Origin of the sequence: Nonomuraea sp. H19 (genome assembly GCF_052068215.1) — a bacterium.
GTDB lineage: Bacteria > Actinomycetota > Actinomycetes > Streptosporangiales > Streptosporangiaceae > Nonomuraea.
This window is the reverse complement of the sequence record NZ_JBQHCV010000036.1, coordinates 38,418-55,724: the sequence shown is the minus strand read 5'-3', so window position 1 is coordinate 55,724 and position 17,307 is coordinate 38,418. Positions and strand designations below refer to the sequence as shown.

The 17,307-nt window shown below is 68.4% G+C and carries 16 protein-coding genes and 1 pseudogene; 10 read left to right on the top strand and 7 right to left on the bottom strand.

Annotation, left to right across the window (positions count from 1 at the left end; genetic code table 11):
- Window positions 1-116: 116 nt before the first annotated feature.
- Together ACTMTI_RS49070 and ACTMTI_RS49065 are read right to left on the bottom strand one after the other, a co-directional pair.
- A complete protein-coding gene (locus ACTMTI_RS49070; protein ID WP_441127776.1) occupies window positions 117-1,394 on the bottom strand; it encodes a copper amine oxidase in 1,278 nt (425 codons plus the stop codon).
- A gap of 93 nt (window positions 1,395-1,487) precedes the next feature.
- The gene (locus ACTMTI_RS49065) at window positions 1,488-3,050 is read right to left on the bottom strand and encodes a choice-of-anchor G family protein (protein ID WP_441127775.1); all 1,563 of its coding nucleotides are present in this window, start codon (window positions 3,048-3,050) and stop codon (window positions 1,488-1,490) included.
- Between the two features lie 542 nt (window positions 3,051-3,592).
- Here ACTMTI_RS49065 and ACTMTI_RS49060 point away from each other — a divergent pair.
- The 6 genes from ACTMTI_RS49060 (at window position 3,593) to ACTMTI_RS49035 (ending at window position 10,141) form a co-directional block, all read left to right on the top strand.
- Window positions 3,593-4,210: a hypothetical protein gene (locus ACTMTI_RS49060; protein ID WP_441127774.1), complete on the top strand. Its 618-nt coding sequence runs from the start codon at window positions 3,593-3,595 to the stop codon at window positions 4,208-4,210.
- A 302-nt stretch (window positions 4,211-4,512) separates the two neighbouring features.
- Window positions 4,513-4,890: a YbaB/EbfC family nucleoid-associated protein gene (locus tag ACTMTI_RS49055; protein WP_441127773.1), complete on the top strand. Its 378-nt coding sequence runs from the start codon at window positions 4,513-4,515 to the stop codon at window positions 4,888-4,890.
- Complete coding sequence (locus tag ACTMTI_RS49050) at window positions 4,887-5,225, top strand: hypothetical protein (protein ID WP_441127771.1); 339 nt, start codon at window positions 4,887-4,889, stop codon at window positions 5,223-5,225. The genes ACTMTI_RS49055 and ACTMTI_RS49050 overlap by 4 nt, the downstream gene beginning before the upstream one ends.
- Window positions 5,226-5,237: 12 nt before the next feature.
- On the top strand, window positions 5,238-9,098 hold the full coding sequence (locus ACTMTI_RS49045) for a hypothetical protein (RefSeq protein ID WP_441127770.1): 3,861 nt from the start codon (window positions 5,238-5,240) through the stop codon (window positions 9,096-9,098).
- Window positions 9,095-9,811: a hypothetical protein gene (locus tag ACTMTI_RS49040; protein WP_441127768.1), complete on the top strand. Its 717-nt coding sequence runs from the start codon at window positions 9,095-9,097 to the stop codon at window positions 9,809-9,811. The genes ACTMTI_RS49045 and ACTMTI_RS49040 overlap by 4 nt, the downstream gene beginning before the upstream one ends.
- Window positions 9,812-9,850: 39 nt before the next feature.
- The gene (locus ACTMTI_RS49035) at window positions 9,851-10,141 is read left to right on the top strand and encodes a RidA family protein (RefSeq protein WP_441127766.1); all 291 of its coding nucleotides are present in this window, start codon (window positions 9,851-9,853) and stop codon (window positions 10,139-10,141) included.
- 47 nt (window positions 10,142-10,188) lie between these two features.
- Here ACTMTI_RS49035 and ACTMTI_RS49030 read toward each other — a convergent pair whose 3' ends face one another.
- Window positions 10,189-12,030 carry a cytochrome P450 gene (locus ACTMTI_RS49030; protein WP_441127764.1) on the bottom strand — a complete coding sequence of 614 codons (1,842 nt, stop codon included), beginning with the start codon at window positions 12,028-12,030 and terminating at the stop codon, window positions 10,189-10,191.
- A 287-nt stretch (window positions 12,031-12,317) separates the two neighbouring features.
- On the opposite strand from ACTMTI_RS49030, the gene ACTMTI_RS49025 reads away from it, so the two are divergent.
- From ACTMTI_RS49025 to ACTMTI_RS49015, 3 genes are all read left to right on the top strand, one after another.
- Window positions 12,318-12,875 (top strand): MarR family winged helix-turn-helix transcriptional regulator, encoded by a 558-nt coding sequence (locus tag ACTMTI_RS49025; RefSeq protein WP_441127763.1) that lies wholly within the window; start codon window positions 12,318-12,320, stop codon window positions 12,873-12,875.
- Window positions 12,872-13,252, top strand: a complete 381-nt coding sequence (locus ACTMTI_RS49020; RefSeq protein WP_441127762.1) for a hypothetical protein — start codon at window positions 12,872-12,874, stop codon at window positions 13,250-13,252. Before ACTMTI_RS49025 ends, ACTMTI_RS49020 begins: the two co-directional genes overlap by 4 nt.
- Before the next feature lie 196 nt (window positions 13,253-13,448).
- The gene (locus ACTMTI_RS49015; protein WP_441127761.1) at window positions 13,449-13,862 is read left to right on the top strand and encodes an SRPBCC family protein; all 414 of its coding nucleotides are present in this window, start codon (window positions 13,449-13,451) and stop codon (window positions 13,860-13,862) included.
- 5 nt (window positions 13,863-13,867) lie between these two features.
- Here the strand turns inward: ACTMTI_RS49015 and ACTMTI_RS49010 are convergent, their stop codons facing one another.
- From ACTMTI_RS49010 to ACTMTI_RS48995, 4 genes and pseudogenes are all read right to left on the bottom strand, one after another.
- Window positions 13,868-14,059 carry a hypothetical protein gene (locus ACTMTI_RS49010; protein ID WP_441127760.1) on the bottom strand — a complete coding sequence of 64 codons (192 nt, stop codon included), beginning with the start codon at window positions 14,057-14,059 and terminating at the stop codon, window positions 13,868-13,870.
- Window positions 14,056-14,912, bottom strand: a pseudogene (locus ACTMTI_RS49005) (Tn3 family transposase). The gene ACTMTI_RS49010 and the pseudogene ACTMTI_RS49005 overlap by 4 nt, the downstream one beginning before the upstream one ends.
- Window positions 14,836-15,249: a DUF4158 domain-containing protein gene (locus tag ACTMTI_RS49000; RefSeq protein WP_441127806.1), complete on the bottom strand. Its 414-nt coding sequence runs from the start codon at window positions 15,247-15,249 to the stop codon at window positions 14,836-14,838. The pseudogene ACTMTI_RS49005 and the gene ACTMTI_RS49000 overlap by 77 nt, the downstream one beginning before the upstream one ends.
- Window positions 15,250-15,642: 393 nt before the next feature.
- On the bottom strand, window positions 15,643-16,290 hold the full coding sequence (locus tag ACTMTI_RS48995; protein ID WP_441127758.1) for a TetR/AcrR family transcriptional regulator: 648 nt from the start codon (window positions 16,288-16,290) through the stop codon (window positions 15,643-15,645).
- Between the two features lie 131 nt (window positions 16,291-16,421).
- On the opposite strand from ACTMTI_RS48995, the gene ACTMTI_RS48990 reads away from it, so the two are divergent.
- Entirely contained in the window at window positions 16,422-17,204 is a 783-nt protein-coding gene (locus ACTMTI_RS48990; protein WP_441127756.1) for an alpha/beta fold hydrolase, read from the top strand.
- Window positions 17,205-17,307 lie beyond the last annotated feature (103 nt).

Here is a 17,307-nt window from a genome sequence, read left to right as displayed (position 1 = left end):
ATCCAGCACCTCAGCCAGGGGCCTCCACAGGGGCACCTGCAGAGCGGCGGGGTGGCGGGGCAGCAGGATGCGCTCGGCGTCGGGGTGGCTGGTGAGGATTTGCGGCAGTGGCTCGATCAACCGTTTACGGCCTCCGCCTGGGCGAGGGGGTTTTGGGGGAAGGCGGCGAAGGGGGTGGTGGTGAAGCCCTGCCAGTGCATCTCCATCGGGGCGCGGTCTTCGGGGCGGGGGACGTGGTGGAAGGAGACCGCGACCCAGGACACCACGTCGGACAAGGGCTGGTGGTCGGACACGAACTGCGGGACCGTGTCGGAGGGGCAGCCTGCGAGCAGGTTGTCGGAGGCGTAGAGCTCGCACGGGTTGTTCTGTGAGAACGCTATGTCGTAGCCGTGGCCTGCGGTGGCGTCGTTGAAGATCGTGTAGGAGATCTGGTGGCCGTTGGGGTTGTGGTGAGGGCTGAGCACCTGCCAGAAGCGTCGCGGTGCGGCGCGCCGGGTGGTCTCATGGGTGAGGGGGGACCACGAACCGGTGACGATGGGGGCCTTCGGGCCGGTCCGGCCGGTGAATTCGGCGTTGTACTCCTGGACGGTCTGGGGGCCGCCCAGGTCCCAGCGGATGCGCCAGACCGCGTTGTGGCTGTGGCTCACTGCCCCGCCGGCGGCCGGCGAGCCCCATTTCGGGTCGGTGGAGTGGTCCTTGGGGGACAGAGCGCCGGTCGCGCCCAGTTGCGGGGTGATGGCGCCGTTGTCGGCGAAGCTGTAGACGGTGAGGTACTCATACCAGCCGACGATCGACAGGGTGCTCAGGTCGAAGCTGTGCCCGCGTGAAGCGGCGTATCGTCCGCGGTAGCTGCTCCGCCGTCCCAGCCCGGTGTCGCGTTCCTCGGCGCACAGCACCGCGCGGGTCTCGGTACCGCCGACCGCGCCGGCCCCGTAGTTGGGGATGCTCGCGTTGATTCGCTCGCCCGCGCAGTCCACCGCGGACCGGGCGATCATGCTGCGCCCGCCGAACCCGGCCTCGGTGATGTCCCTCGTGGTGTCCAGCCCGGTGTCGTAGGGGACCTCGAGTTGGCCGAGCGCCAGTTCCTTCATGACCGGCAGCGGTTTGCGGCCGGGTGCGAGATAACGGATCTGGCTGAGCACGAGTCCTGCGTGCGGGTCGATCCGCCAGCACATCTGCCAGGTGCTACCGGCGGCGAACCGGTGGCTGATGGGGGTGCCGCCGTCAGCGCAGGTCCCGGGGGTCGGGGGCCCGGCCGAGGTCACTCCGCGGGCGGTGTCGGCCGATGGCGCGTCCTGGTGGTCGTCCCAGATCGCCGCGTCGGCACCGATCACGCCGACGAGCAGCGCCGACACTGCGGCGGACGAGACGATGACGGCACGCTTGCGCTGCACGGCATCCACACCTTTCGTAGGAACCAAGCGACATCCGGCGACGGGGGTGTGTCACGGCCGACCGTGACACACCCCCGTCGAGGTGGAGGGGGATTACTCACAGTTGGTGATGGTCACCGAGCCTGAGGACAGGCCCAGGTCGAGCCGGACCGCGACGGTGGCCTTCAGGAAGTTGATGGAGACGGCCGAGGTGAGCCGTGCGCTCGGCAGCCGGACGCCGGTCGGCAGGATGCACGTCCGGGGCTCCTGGTGGTTGATCTCAACCGAGAGCACCTGGTTGGCCATCCGGAAGACCGGCAAAAGCATGTCTGTGACGGTGGAGGTGAACCCGAACTTGATCCTGAGCAGCAGTTCGACGATGTTGGTACCGTCACTGGCGAGGTGCTGGACGGTTGCCGCACGAGCGGACTGAGCGCGGGCGGCGCCGTGCGGGTGGCTGTCTCGTGAGGTGGCGAGGATCAGGTCGGAAACGGGCTTGAACGCCTTGCCGACAACGCTCTGGTTCTTGCTCAGGGTGGTGAGCAGTGCCGCGGCCGGTGCTGCGGCCCCACCGGTGCTGGTGCTCACCGGTTGCGGCATGGAGCCATCGATGGCCTGCCGCAGGGTGAAGTTCCAGGTGACGTCCAACTTCCCGCCCATGCCGCCCGGGCCGACCGGGCCAGCCCAGCGCAGGGTGAGCTTCACCGCGTCCAGCGAGTTGCTGATCGTGCCGAGGGCGAGGTCGGCGGCGTCGTTCATGACATCGTGGATCGCCTGAGTGACCAGATGGTAGTCCTTGGAGCTGATCAGCTCAGTGTTGGCCGGTTTGTCGTTCAGCCCGCCGACGAGCTGGTCCAGGTGAACGGTCACCGTGCCGGTGGAGAAGTCGATCGTGACGACCTTGTTGTGCGAGGTCAGCGGCCTGGCGAGCAGCGCACCGAAGATCTTGTCCCGGGTGTTCGACTGCACGGCCAACGTCGGGGACGGCACGCCGAGCGGGATCAGCAGCTTCTTCAGCGGGGCAAGGTCGGCCTTCTGGTTGACGATCTTCTCGATCTGCCGGTCGACGCCGCCGAGGGCCTGGTAGAGCTGGCTTGCGGCGTCCTTCACCGCCGGGGAGCGGATGAGCAGGCTCGCCTGGCCGACCCGGTACTCGGCCGGCTGGAGCTTGCCGTCGACGAACTTCGTCCGGGACGAGAACGCCCCGAAACTCATGGTCACGTTGTCGACCAGGTTCTGCGGCACCAGTGCGGCGCCACCGAGAGCCAGCAGGTCCACCGCAAGCGGGCTGGCCGGGCTGGTGGCCTCGCCCAGCGTCCCGGCGGCCGCGTCGGTGTCGGTCGCCCCGGACGCGGCGGAGCGGCTGCTGGCCACCGACGCGAGACCGCCGAGCTTCACGATGCTGCTCAGCGGGACGCTGCCGCCGCCGATCGGCACCGACGTCGAGCCGAGCTGGACGTCGGTCACGGCGCCGGTGTTCGTGCCGGGGTCGCCCGGATAGGCGGCCGAGCTGCCGCCGAGCGTTAGCAGCGGCTTGCCGGCAGCGGAGAGAACCAACGGCGCCGCGCTCGCCGTGCTCAGCGGCGGCGGGCCGTCGGCGTGCGCGGTTCCCGCGGTCAGTGCGACGCTCAGCAGCACGGCCGTCGCCGCGGCACGGGACTTCCAGAGCTCAGACATGGGTCCCTTTCGGTCGGGGATGGGCCTTCGGTTGATCCATCCCATCAATGCGCGCTCAGCGTATTTGGATGATTACATTCAGTGATGTAGCGTGGGAGTAAGGAATCGCTCGCTCTACGACATAGAATTTTCATACCCGTCACATATGGCACCGGTGACCTGCATCTGCCCCTGCTCATTACTTCTCCGGGGAAGCCGACTCGGTAGCGTTATCTGGCACATCCACCCCGGGGAGGTGCGTCATGCCGACCGCCGCCTCCCCCCGGCATACCCGCCGCCGATGACAGGGCCACCGTCACCGGCGCCGTCGAACGCTTCCTCGCCTCCCTGCAAACCGCCACCACCCGCGACAGCTACGCCAAGACCCTCACCCATCTGGCCGCCCTGGCCGGAGACCGGCCCGTCGCGAGGGGGCTGTCGCTGGGGCGTGCGACGTTAGAGGGGCTGTCAGAGTGTCGCGTGAACTTTCCGGCGGGATGCGTCGTCGTACTCCCACGATCAACATCGCCGGGATCCGGGGGAACGCCATGAGCTCACTACGCGTGATCGCGCTGTCGGCCGCGGTGCTGGCCACGGTCGGCTGTTCGGCCCAGACTGCCCCACGGCCTGCCATCACCCAGACCGTCACACCGCAGAGTCGCGCGACTGCCCCAGCCGCGCTGCCGCAGCAGCCCGTCTCGGCGTCGTCCTCCCTCTCGCCTCCGGTCAACCTTCCCAAGCCGACGGCGACCACCGGTCTCGGTCCCCGTCCGCGCCCCAAGATCTGCGATCGTCGCGGCGAACACCGCGTATCCGTCCCCGACGTGCTGACCGTCAGCGGCATCAGTGTCGACGGCGATCGCGTGGTGCTGAATGCCAGACCCTCCACCCTGGTCTGCGGCCCCAGGGTCGCCAACGACGGCTACTACGAGCCAGTCTCCGGCCCCGCCAAGACCTACCGGCTGGTCCCGCGAGCCACGGTCATCCTCATGGACATGAGCAATGGCCCCGTGCCTGCGCGCTACGGCGTCGCGGCGTTCATCAAGCTGCTGCGCGCCACGCCCGAGCTGAGCGTGGAACGTGGTGGTCTGGACCCGCATTTCCGCTCCTTCAAAACCATCTCCGTCACCCCCTCGGACGGCACGGAGATCACCACGCTTTCTCAGCATTACCACCCGTGACCGGCGACATGGTTCATGGCCGGCACCGCGAAGACCATCGCCAACTGCGCGGCTAGGCTGCTCCAGCCGAACAGCGTGCCCCACGGGGACAGTCCGGGTGAGATTGATGTTCGTCTGCGTGATGGATCAGGTGCTTCGTCGGGGCTTGCAGCCGTCCCATACGGAACACCTGATTGAAGACGGCCTGTGATGATCTACGCGTTACCCAAACGCTGATCGCATGTGGCCGGATGGTCACATGCATGTCATCTGATCTCACTAATTTACGTGGGCCACAGTGCCGACACTAGGGGTGGATCACCGTGGGGGAGTCGTTCCATTCGATGCTCGACGAGCTGACCACGGAGTACGAGCAGCAGATGCGCCGGGTCAAGGATGCCTACGGCAGGCTCGCCGACGTGGAGGCCATCGCGCAGTCGGGCGACGGGATGGTCACGGTGAAGGCGGGACCCCGCGGAGAGGCGCGGGCCATCGAGCTGAACCCCAGGGTCTACCGCAAGCTTTCCCCGTCGGAGCTCTCACACGAGATCATGACGCAGATCCAGCGGGCCACCGCGTCCGTGGCGGCCCGCTGGAACGAACTGATGGGCCCGCTGGTCCCTGACGACCGGCCGGTCGAAGAGCTACTCGGCGAGGGGGCAGCCCTCGACTTGTTCCTGCCCCGCCCGGGTCAGGCATGAATCCGGAGGGTTATTTCGTCGAGTGGGAGGCGCTGCGGCGGGAGAGCTCGGTCATCAGGGAGCGCCGTGACGGAGTGGCAGAGGCCAGGGAGGCGCTTCGGCAGGCTTTCGACAGGGATCGGGCCACCCTGGGCCAGGACGCGTACGGAGCGGAGTTGGCCAGAGAACTGCCCGGAATCGAGGAAGGGATCTTCTCCGCCTTCGACGGGTATCTCGCCGAGCTCGACGGCACGAGCGAGGGCCTGAACACGTCCGCGACCAACTACCAGTCGGTCGAGATCTCTGAGCGGGAGAGGTACGGCCACACGAACTATCCATCTTCATCGACGATCTGACGGCGATCGTTGGTGGGTTTCGATGGGTGCGTGGTGCCGGAGGCGCTGCGGCCGTACGTGGACTGGGTGACCGGGATGGCCTGGCCGGAGGGAGATGCGCAGGGCTGTTTCCGGATGGCAGACGCCTGCGTGGTTGCGGCGCACCGGGTGGTGGCCGACACCCCGGCGGCGGATGCCGTGACGGCGGAGCTGCTCGGTGACCAGTGGGACGGCGCGGCCCAGGAGGCGTTCGTCAGACACGTCAAGCAGAAGGTGGGCGGCCGGCAGGCCGACCTTGTGAAGCGGCTGATCGACGCGGCAATCGCGCTGAACGGCGTGGGTGTCGCGATCCAGTACGCCCAGCGCATGATCACTCTGGTCGTGGTGTTCCTGCTGGCGGTGTTGCCCGTGGTGATCTGGCAGGCGCCGTGGTTGCTCAGGCCGCTCCTGCAGGTCACTCGGATGACGGCGCTGCAGATCGCGAAGCACACCATGATCCTGATCGCGGTGTTCGCCGCGTTCGGCGCGGCGCTGGATTACGGGACGCAGTACTCCCAGGTGAAGGGGGGACGGCGGGATGGGATCGACTGGGGCCAACTGGCGACCATGGCGCGCGACGGCGCGATCAACGGATTGCTGACCGGCCTGCTGGGCGGGTTCCTGGGCCGGCTGGCCACGCCGGCGCTGCGGGCGGGGGTGTCGCGGGCGGAGGCGGCCTTGGCAGAGAAGGTGCTGGCCTATCTCACGGGCACCCTGCCCGGGCAGGCGTTGCAGTACGGCGTCGCAGGGGCGGCGACCACCGCCATCAGCCTGGCGTGGGACGGTCACCCGTTGGACTGGGACCTGATCCTCAAGAGCGGGGTCGCCGCCGGCCTGGGCGCCGACGGTCAGCACCTGATCGCCCCGCACCTCCGCCCGGGGGACGCGGCCACACCCCCTGCCGATCCCCGGACGATTGTTTCCGACCCGGCGTCGGGCCATGCCCGGGACGCCGCGCCCGGCGACGCCGCTCCCGGAGCGGAACGCCTCACTTCCTTGAGCGGTGGAGTGGGCCGGTCTGCCTATTCAGGTGCGGACGGTCCGGGCACCGTCCGGACGCATGCCGTACCGGACGTCGACTCCACCGGGCATGCGACGGATCGCTCCGAGCGCGGCGCCACCGCCGGGACGGCGTCGCGGGCAGAGGAGCAGGGCCGCCCCGCGCCGACGGGCACGCCCCGGGCAGGTGCGCCTCGTACGGCGGGGCCGGGGGAGCCTGCCGTGCCTCACCGCGCACCAACCGGGCCGGACAAGACCGATGGCGTTGCCCCGCCGCCTCCTCATCGGGACGCACCGGGCAGTGAAACCACGCTCGGGCAGGCCGGACGGCCGCATGACTACGGCTGGCGACCGGACCGATCGGCGGACCAGGCCGCGGTCGCGTCCCCCTCACCGGCGCACGACGGACAGACACCGACCGGCGACCCGCCCCCGCCAGGAGCGCCCACAAGAGCGGAGCGTGTGCCCGATGATGGGCCGCCTCCTGCGGACGCCTCCCAGGTGCCCGGATCGCCGGTCCGGCACAGGGCGGATACCCCGCCCCCGCCCGCCGACCTGGCGGACGCCTCGCACAACATGGCCCGCGTCCCGTTCGCCTTCGAGGGATTCTTCACCGATCCCCGATGGGCGGCCGACGTCGAACGGTTCGAGCAGCGGCTGGGTGCCTACTACTTCAACGATCCGCAGACCCTGGAGGCGGCCCGCACAGCGGTGCGGAGACTGCGCGACGTCCTCACTGCGCTCACTTTACGGGCACCGGACGAGAGCCCCGCCGACTTCGCGCGACGGGTCGAGACGGCATTCTTCCGCGACGACGCCCCTACCAGCGCCGGACAAGTCGGCACCCACGTCACGCTCGACGAGCTGCTCGCACGCGGAAACCTGCGGGAACTCATGACGGCCTTCTACAACGCCGCCTACTTCAACGACGGCCATCCGCGGACCCTGACGAAGGCCATTCTCGACGTTTTCGACATGGACCAATGGGCGAGGGCGCGGGCTGCCGGCATGGACCTCGACATGCTGGAACGCGCGCGCCGGCAACTGGACGGCGTCCAGCGGGTGGTCCTCGGAAAGCTCGACGAATGGCTGACGGGCACGTCGCGGTTCAGTCGCGACGTGCTGCAGACCGGCAACGTCATCATGATGTCCGAGCGGGGCATGCGCGAGCTCGCTGACGTGATCCAGAGCCAGGTGCGCAGGCAGGACCGCAGCCCCGAAGAGCAACAGCGGCTCGGGCTCATCACTACTCCGGACTATTACGAGGGCATGGGCGCGCCTCTCGGCCGGTTCGAGCGGGCGTTCGTCGAGTCGCTCGCCGACGGGCCGCTACGCCCGGGCGATCCGCTGCCCTGGCGCGAGGGCCTGACCTCGCACGAGAACACCTCCGGCCGATGGGCCAGGCAGACCGCCGGTGTTGGTCACTCCGTGATCGATGGTATCTCGGTGACGACCACCAGGATGATGGTGGCGGCCGAGTTCCTCGGCATGGACGAGGTCGTGAGGGAGCGCTTCCTCGGCGCATTGGTGGGCTGGATGCTGCCGAGCCGGGACCACTCGCTCTTCGAGATCATGCGGGGCGCGCAGCTGGCCGACCTCGAACACTTGGCAGCCTGGCCATCCGCCCGCGTCAGCGCGGTGGACCTGTATCGCAGCCTGCCGGGCATGGACCTGCACACGCTCCGTGCCGAGATCCTTCCCGACGGACTGTTCCCGCACGAGGCTGGATACCTCTGCCACGCCACCGATCCCGGCGGGTTCGCCGAGACGCAGTTCGCGGTGGTACGGGACATCGCCGAACGGCTGGGAGAGCAGCTCGGCAGCGGGCGCGTCACCGATCCGGAGCTGGCCGACTGGCTGCGCCGCAACGGTGCCGACCCGCTGGACCCGGCCAGTGTGCGGGCAATGGGAGAGCGGCTGTCGCCGGGACACATGATGGCGCTGACCGTCTACACCCGGCCCAGCCACGACCTGATCAACAACGTGACGCGGACGCGGCTGTGGACGGCTGGCATGTCCGAGGCAGCCGTACGGAAAGTCATGGATCTGAAGGTCGAGAGGCGGCTGGCCGGCTATCTCGAAGAGCTTGCCGAAGGCGGTGGCAAGGGGCGCGCGCTCTCGTTCCTGCTGCGGCCGTTGCTGCACGAGGGCGACGGTCCCCTGACCCCCCGGTCACCGCTGAACCCGACGGCTCGGAAATGGGTCGATGCCGCTCATGCGGTGGACGAGGCGAAACGAGAAAGGGAGGAGCATCGGGCGGCGGGCCGTAGGGCGGAGGCCCGGCAGGCCGAGAACCGGATTCGGGAGGCCCGCAGGGAGCAGCGGGCTGCCTGGCGAGAGATCCGCGAACGCCTTGGCGACGTGATGCCGCGCCTGGCCGGTGAGATGCGCTGGCACGCCGACATGGCGCACGACGCCCTGCTGCAGCTTCCCCCCGTCGGATCCCCCGACCGGCCTGTATTCGCCTTCAGGGGGGACTGGCTGACTCCGGTGCACTCGCCCATCTACGGATCGAGGCTCTACCCGCACGGGACGACACGCGAGTTCCTGAGCCTGAGCCGGAGCCTGGAAGTAGCCGTGAAGTACGTTTCGAAGAACCTGGTGGGAGATCGGGGAGTGTTGGTCGTCTGGCTGCTCACCGGCGGCAACGGGCGGGACATCTCGATCTTCTCCACCCATCCCGAGCAGCAAGAGATCCTGCTGCCGCCCCATTCGCACGGCCGGCAGGTGCGCAACCCGGAACTGGAGGCGCAGATCCGCGACTTGCTGAACCGGACCGCGGAGGACCTGGTCCGGCGAGGGGAGCTGGATAAGGTTCCTGACAGGTACGACATCCTCATCATGGAGGAGGAATGATGGGCGGCGACATGACCGCCGAGCCGCGCGAGCCCGACGAGGCGGTCAAGCGGATCTTCGAGGGCTTGCACCGGCTGCTGCTGCGGCTGGCCGGGCGCGTCCCCGACGAGTTCGTGTCCCACGCCCGGTCCATGTTGGCCGAGGGCGACCTGGCCTACCTCCCGGACACGCTGTCGGGCACAGCGGCCGGCCTCGAAGTGTCGTTGACGATGGCCGACGCCGAGATCCTGCGTGATGTGCTCGAGACGCTCGGAGCCGGGGAGCAGCCGGCCGCGGTGGAGCGGATACCGATCTCCGACGTCATCCCGGAGACAGGTCATCTCTTCGCCCCGGCGTTGCCGGAGGTCCTGGCGTCCGCCGGGACACCCCTTCCGGGCGAATCGGAGGGTGCCCTTGCCGGGCTGACCGATCTCACGGACGACCTCGTGGTCGACGCCCTGACCGAGCACGCCGGCGTCGTCGCGGTCTGGCGGGCCTGGCGGTTCGGGCCGGGAGAGCCGTCACAGGACGGGCGGCGGGTCTACCTCGCCGAGGTGGAACCCGGCGTCCCGGCCTGGGAGCTGACCATGGACGCCCAGCGCGAGCTGGTCCAGATGCGGGTGGACGCTCCACAGGTCGAGGTGTACTGGAGCGGTGACGACCTGCCGCCATACCACCGGACGGCACGCACCGCCGCCGTACTGCTGTATCAGCGGCCGGAGAACGCGCTGTAGACAGACGGTCATGGTGAGCAGGATGGAAGCCGCCCCGGCATGCGAACGAGTCGCCTTTTCAGGCCGGCCGGTCAGGGGGATCTCGCCGCGCAAGCCGAGCAGGCGTTCCGCAACGTCGGCACGGCCCTGGACGCCGCCGGCGCCTCCCAGGACGACATCGCCAGGCTCACGGTCTACGTCGTCGATCTGGACCTGGAGAAGATGGACCAGGCCATGCGCGGCATCGCCCGTGTGACCACACCGGGCAGGACAGCCCCCACGGCGTGGCCGCTGACGATGGTCGGCGGCGGCCTTCTTCCGTGGCTACTTCACCGCCAAGACCCTGCGTGACCTCGACGCGTTCGCCGGGACATTGAGCGCCGGCCCGCACAGCGTGGTCAGGAGATGCGGACGGGCAGACGGGCAAAGCCGCGGGTGATGTTGTTGAGCGCGCGTTCCGGCCGTCCGTCGAGCTCGATGCGCTGGACGCGGGAGGCCAGCGCCGTGAAGATGGCCTGGGCCTCCAGGCGTGCCAGCCCCTGGCCGGCGCACGCGTGGATGCCGTAGCTGAAGCTCAGGTGATCGACGGGGTTGCGCCGGACGTCGAAGGTGTCCGGGCCGGGGTAGTGGCGTTCGTCGCGGTTGGCGGCGCCGTAGCTGAGCAGCACCCGGGCGCCGGCCGGGATGACGACGCCTTCGCCGAGGTCGACGTCGCGGGTGGTGACGCGGGAGAAGCCCTGGATCGGGCTCTCCATGCGGACGATCTCGGTCACCGCGCCGGGGATCAGCGATGGGTCGGCGCGTACGAGGTCCCATTGGGCGGGGTTGGTCGCGAACAGCCACGTCCCGCTGGCGATGAGGTTGATGGTGGTGTCGAACGCGGCGACCACGTATCCGGCCAGGAGGCCCACTGCGGCCTCGACCGGGATGGCCCCGCTCTTGTATGCCTCCAGCATGGTCCAGCCGAAGCCGCCCGGGGTGAGGTCCTCGTCGGCCACGACCTGGTGCAGGTAGCCGATGAGCGCCTCGACCTTGGGCACCGACGCGGCGGTGCGGTCGCTCAGCGGCCCGGCGGAGTCGAACCAGCCGGCGGCCATGTCCAGCAGCCGGTCGCGGCCTTCCTCGGGCCAGCCGATCAGGTCCATGATGACGTGCACCGGCAGGTCCTGGGCCAGGTCCGCGACCGCGTCGAAACGGCCGCGGGAGGCCAGCCGGTCGGCCAGGCTCGAGGCCCGATCGTGGATGGTCTGCGTCACCGGGCGCAGCGCCTGCGGGGAGAGCCGGTCGGTGAACAGGTGACGTTGCTCGGAGTGGGCCGGTGGGTCCAGGTTGATCAGCGCGGTGGCCCATGCCTGGTTGAAGCCGTCGTTGAGGCCGATTCCCCGTGCGGAGGAGTAGGTCTCCCAGTCGGCCAGGGCGGCGCGCACCTGCTCGTACCGGGAGAGGAACCACATGTCGTGCCGGGTGAGGTAGGCGGCCGGACCGAGGTCGCACAGCCGCTGGTAGGCGGCGTACGGGTTGTCTTTGTCGGACGGCAAGCTGTAGCGGCGGGCGGTCTCCAGGCGGGCGTGGCCAAGGATCTCGGCGACCAGGACCAGGTCGGTCTTGCCGCGGACCAGAGTGGTGGCGAGCGTATGGCGCAGGACATGCGCGGTGGTGGGATCATCCAGCCCGGCCGTCTGAGCGATCTCGGCGATGGTGCCGCCGGCCGCCCGGGCGGTCAGCCGTCCGCCCTTGGCGATGAGGAACAGGGCCCGGTTGTCGCCGGCATGGGGCCAGTTGGGGCGTTCATCGAGCCGGAGCTGCAGCTCGGTGCGGAGCTTGGGGTGGATGTCGACCTCGCGGAACTTGCCGCCCTTGCCGTACAGGCGCAGCCTGCCCTTGCGGGCCGACATCTGGACGTCGCCGACATCGAGGCGGACGACCTCGCTGTTGGGCAGGTCTTCGCGGCCGACGTCGGCCTTGCCCAGGCCCCGGCGGACGTGGAAGTCGTCCAACGCGGTGAGGACGGAGTTGACGTAGACGCGGCTGCGCCTGGCCGGGCCGTCGCGCAGCAGCCACATGTGATAGTCGCGCACCGCCCAGTCCCGCGCCTGCCGATCGGCGCGGGGATCGGTGGAATAGGTGGCGGCGTGATCGGCCAGCCAGGACAGGAACATGCGCACGCGCGAGCGGTAGGTGCGCCGGGTTTCGTCCGACAGCGGCGCGCGCTCCAGCGCCGCGGCGTACTCGCCGAGCACCGCGTCGTAGGCGGGCGGCAGCCGGGTGGGGCAGGCGCCCGGACGGCGCTTCGTAATCTCGAAGCGGTTCCGGGCATCTGCGAGAGGTCGGAGTGCGCAATCTCGGAAGTCACACCTGGGGTCTACTTCCGAGATTGAGTTGATCTCGGAAGTGCCAGGGCGAACGCGGGCCAAGCGTGGTCACGCTGGCGATGCGTCGGCGGACGGCCCTTGTCGATCCACAGGAGCGTGAGTGCTAAGCATGGATTGGCAAAGTATAGAAGTACGTACTATTCTCCTCCTTCATAATGAAGGATGTATATATCTATGAGAGCGACTCTGACGGCCTCCTCTACGACCCTCGGGTCAGGGCCGCGATGACCCAGTTCGCCGACAGCGACGAAGACCTGCTCACCTTCGAAGCGGGCGCCGCCGTCCGCACCGCCAACCATGCCGTCGAGCGCATGCGCGCCCACGGCGCTCAGGGACGAGGGGTCAGCGCGGGCGCGCTGGACCTGCTGATCCGCCTCAACAACAGCGAGCACGGCATCAGCATCGGCGAGCTGGCCCGCACCGCCGGGGTCAGCTCCCGCAACGCCACCGGCTTGGTCGACACGCTGGAGCACAACGGGTTGGTCCGCCGGGTCCCCGACCCGACGGATCGACGTTCGGTTCTGGCCGAGATCACACCCGCCGGGCGAGCGTGGATGGAGGCGTTCCGCAAACCGTCGCAACTTGCCATGCGGGCGATGTTCCACGGGTTCACACCTGAAGAACTGGTCGTTCTGCGCGACCTGTGCCTGCGGCTGGCCGCCAACCAGCATCGCCTCGCCGACCACCTGCGCCAGATCGGACAACAGCCATGAACACGACGGCTCAGGAACAGACCCGTCGCACCGTGCGCGGCTATCACGAGGCGCGCCTCCGCGGCGAGGTGTCCGCAGCGGCAGCGCACCTGGGAGAGCCGTTCCGCTTCCAGAGCCCGTTCATCACCTCCGACGATCGGACGGGCCATCTGGCGACCTTGCCGGGGTTTGTATCCATCGTGACCGGCGTCGAGCTGATCAGCGAGTTGTACGGCGAAGCGGAGGCCACGCTCGTGTACGACGTGCACACCGCGACGCCGGTCGGGACTCAGCGCACGGCCGAGCACTTCCGGCTGGACGGCGATAAGATCGTGTCGATCATGCTGTTGTTCGACGCCTCGCCCTGGCAGCCGATGAAGGCCCAGATCGAGCTATGAAACGACGCGCCCAGGGCCCGTGTTCAAAGCGCGAACGACGTTGGCGAGTTTGGCGTCGGTGCACCCGCGACGGCGGCTCGCGGGTGGTTGGGGTGTCGGTGTGCCCCAGGGCGGCCGAAGAAGATGCCACCCACAGGTCGCGGTCCCTGCCTGCCGGCGAGGAGCTGCCCCATCCCGAGAAGGAGTTCCCGGCGTCATGGCCTCCATCCGCCACGAGATCGTCATCGATGCGTCCCCCGAGCACATCTGGGATGTGCTGCGCGACGTCGGAGCCGTGCACGAGCGCCTGCTGCCGGGCCGTGTCATCGACACCCGGCTGGAGGGCGACCAGCGGTTCCTGACCTTTCCCGACGGGCACGTCATCCGCGAGCTGATTGTCGCAATCGATGACGATTCCCGCTGCTTGGTCTATTCCGTTGTTGAAGGCGCGAGACCCGCGCTCGAGCACCACCACGCCTCGTTTGAAGTTCGCCCGGAGGGCGACGAAGCTGGCCGGCTGATCTGGACCACTAACGTGCTGCCACACACGCGAGCCGCCGAGATCCGCATTCGCATCGAACACGGCGCATGGGAGATGAAGCAGACGATCGAGGCCGCAGCACGCAGCTGAGCCACCTACGCATGTGAAAGGGGAAGGTTCGCCATGCTCGACGACGTCAAACCGCATCGCCGGGGGCATGACGGGCGTGCTGGCTGGTTGAGCACCAGCGACATGTCCAGCGTGGTCTGGTACATGACCAGGTCGGCCACCAGGGTGTTGAACTTGATCGCTTTCTCCTGCTCCTCAGGCTCGTTCTCGGCGATCACCCCGTGTTGCCGAACCCGATCCACTTGGCGAAGTTGTTGTAGGACTCCACCATGTTGGTGGCCCGGGTGATGTTCTCCCGCAGTGCGGCGTCGGAGATGTAGCGCAGCAGCACCATCGTCCTCTTGCCGCGGCCCAGCTCGCGGAAGGCGCGGTAGATCTTGTTGCGTTTGGAGTCGTGCCGCAGCCGCCGCAACAGGGTGATCGACGACAGCTCGCCTTCGCGGATCGAGATGGCCACCTTCATCAGGTCCTGCCAGTGATCCTCGATCAGCCGCCAGTTGATCGGCTCGCCGAACAGCGCGTCGATGTGCCGGTAGGCGATGCCGGCCTCGGGCCTGTGGAAGGTCAGGTCGCGGAAGTTGCGGATACGGGGCAGCAGCTCGAACCCGAACAGGTGCGCAGGCCGAAGACCGGGAACGACTGGCCTTGCGTGTCGGCGTGGATCTCCATGGGCGCTGCTTCGCTCTCCTGTTCCAGCAGGCCCTCGATGATGTAGACCGCCTCCCACACCCCGCACGGGATGAACCGGGAGAACAGCGCGATGTAGTTGTCGGCGATGTGGTGGTAGGCGATGCCCCCATAGCCGCCGTAGCGGATGTGGAACTCGGCGATCAGATTATCCACGTACACGTCGTACTTGGTGCCGTCGGCGGCCACCGCGTTGCCCTCGCCCCACAGCCAGGGCAGATCCAGCCGCAGGTAGGCATTGACCACGTCCGCGATCGCCTTGTTCAAGCTCGCCACGGTGATGTGCTTGCGCAGGGTGTAGGACAGCTCATGGGCGCTGATACGGCCACGCAGGTGCCGGGTGGCCTGGGCGGCGCCCTGGTTGCAGCCGTAGGCGAAGGCCACCAGCAGGTAGCGCTCCAGCGGATCGGCCCCAGCCGGGCCCGCACCAGCTCCTTGTGGTTGCGCCCCGTCCGCTCGGCCACCTCCGCCATGCCGACGTCCTCCGGCAGACCCAGAGCTCATCCCGCACGTGCGTGATCACCTGCGGCTCCGCCAGCCGGGGGAACCGGCCCAGCCGCTGACAGCACTTCAGCCACACCATCAGCGACAGACGGTTCTCATCGGTGTCGGTCATCTCCCGCGCCCAGTCCATCTCCTCCAGACTCGGCGAGTACGTCTCACGCAGCTCCCGCTCGGAGATGGTCCGCTTGAACCGCGGATAGGCGGTCTTGTCGATCACGCCATCGGGGGGCACAGCCTTTCCCAGCAGCCCCCGATCACCGCAGAACGCGCATTATGTAGCCGAACGATCACCATCCGCGAGGCCGATCACTCGAAGATTTTCTGTGCCTTCTCCGGTTCACTGGGGCAGGACAACTTCAGAGATTGCGCAGCAGTGTCCCGGATGACCTCCCCTCGCCACGGTGCTCCAGCAACGACAGGTCAACGACGGTCTGACGCGCCAGCCTCAAGACCGATTCATGGCCGGTTTTCCCGTATCTCGGCTGGACCCGGTTTCGTCACCGATCTGCCGCTGTTCATTTGTTGAGATTTCCCAGGACCACACCCAGGGCCAAGCTCCACCGCCTGTCAGCGGCCGGCCGGAAGTCCCCACGTATGGCCAGTTGGGATCTCACTCCTGGTTACGCTCGGGCTCGGTTGGTGGGTGTGGTGCCTCTGGCCAGGCCGCCATCGCTGTGTCGGCCACACGCTCCAGTGTCTTCCGTCCTGCCCCGTCGCATGCCTGCTGGTTCATCCCCTGGATGACCGCCGCGTAGAAGGTCGCCAGCCCGTCGGCGTCCGTGTCGGCGGGGAGCCGCCCCGCATCGACGTCGGCGCGGATGCAGGCGGCGATCGACGCCTTGGTTTCCTCGCGCATCGCACGCAGCTTGGCCTTCACATCCTGCGAGCCGGGGGTGCAGTTGGTCGCCCCGGTGATGATGATGCAGCCCGGCGGGTGGCTCGGGTCGGTGTAGTCGGCGGCTAGATGCCGCAGCATCGCGGCGATGCCCGAGCGGGCGTCCGGGCCCTTCGGCGGGGGAGATCCGTACGTGCGCGTGTACAGCTGGATGGCCTCGTCGAACAGCTGCCGCTTGTCGCCGAAGGCGGCGTACAGGCTCGGCGGGTTGATCCCCATCGCCTCGGTGAGTGAGGCGACCGATGTCGTCTCGTACCCGTGTGTCCAGAACTCCCGCAGGGCGACAGCCAGGGCTTGGTCACGGTCGAAGGCGCGGCGGCTCCGCCGGGACACGGCCTTGGCCGGGGTGTGTTCGCTGCTCATGACTACAACTTACCGCCACTTGTAGCGGTCGCTAAAGACGCTCTGGTACTGTCGTCGACGCCAGCAAGCTTTAGTGATCGCTAAACCTAAGTGGTCGGGCTGACCGGCCGACACCACGAAAGGGAACTCTGATGACCACGCCATCACTCGCCGCCTTCGCCCGCACGCGCCGCGGCACCGGCCCCGGCCTCCTCCTCGCCCACGGCGCGGGCGGCGGCATCGAGGCCAACTACGGACCGATCATGGAAGGGCTCACCGCACGGCACACCGTCGTCGGGGCCGACTACCCCGGCGCCGGCGCTACCCCGAAGGCCGAGGGGCCCCTTGACATCGACGAGCTGGCGGACCAGCTGGTCGCAGCGGCCGACGCCGAGGGACTCGGCACCTTCGCAGTCAGCGGTTACTCACTCGGCGGACCCGTCGCGATCCGCCTGGCCACACGTCACCCTGAACGCGTCAGCTCACTGGTGCTGAGCGCGGCGTTCTCGCACGCCGACACCCGCACCGTCCTCGTCGCCTCCATCTGGCAGCACCTGTTTGAAACCGGTCCGCACGCCGTGCTTGCCGAATACCTGAACCTGATGACGCTGAGCGAACCGGCTCTCAACTCCCTTACTCCCGCCCAGGTCGACGCCTCCGCCGAGCAGCTCGCGACCGCCCTCCCCTCCGGCACCGGCGACCAGCTCGACCTGGTCCGAAGGATCGACGTCCGCCGCGACCTCGCCGGGATCGAGGTGCCGACACTCGTCGTCGTCACCGCCGCCGACCCCCTCATCTCCCCGGCCCTCCAGCGGGAGCTCGCCGCCACCATCCCCACCGCCGAGATCGCTGAACTCCCGACCGGGCACCTGCCGTTCATCGAAGACCCTCAGGGGTGGTTGAAGCTCATCAGCGACTTCCTCGCACGGACCTGAAACTCTGACAGGGCCGGTCGGTCGGCCGCATACTCCCCCTATCGGCGGGACCTGAGACCAACCTCCGCTGCAACCAGGCGCACCGGATTCCATCAAACTCTCC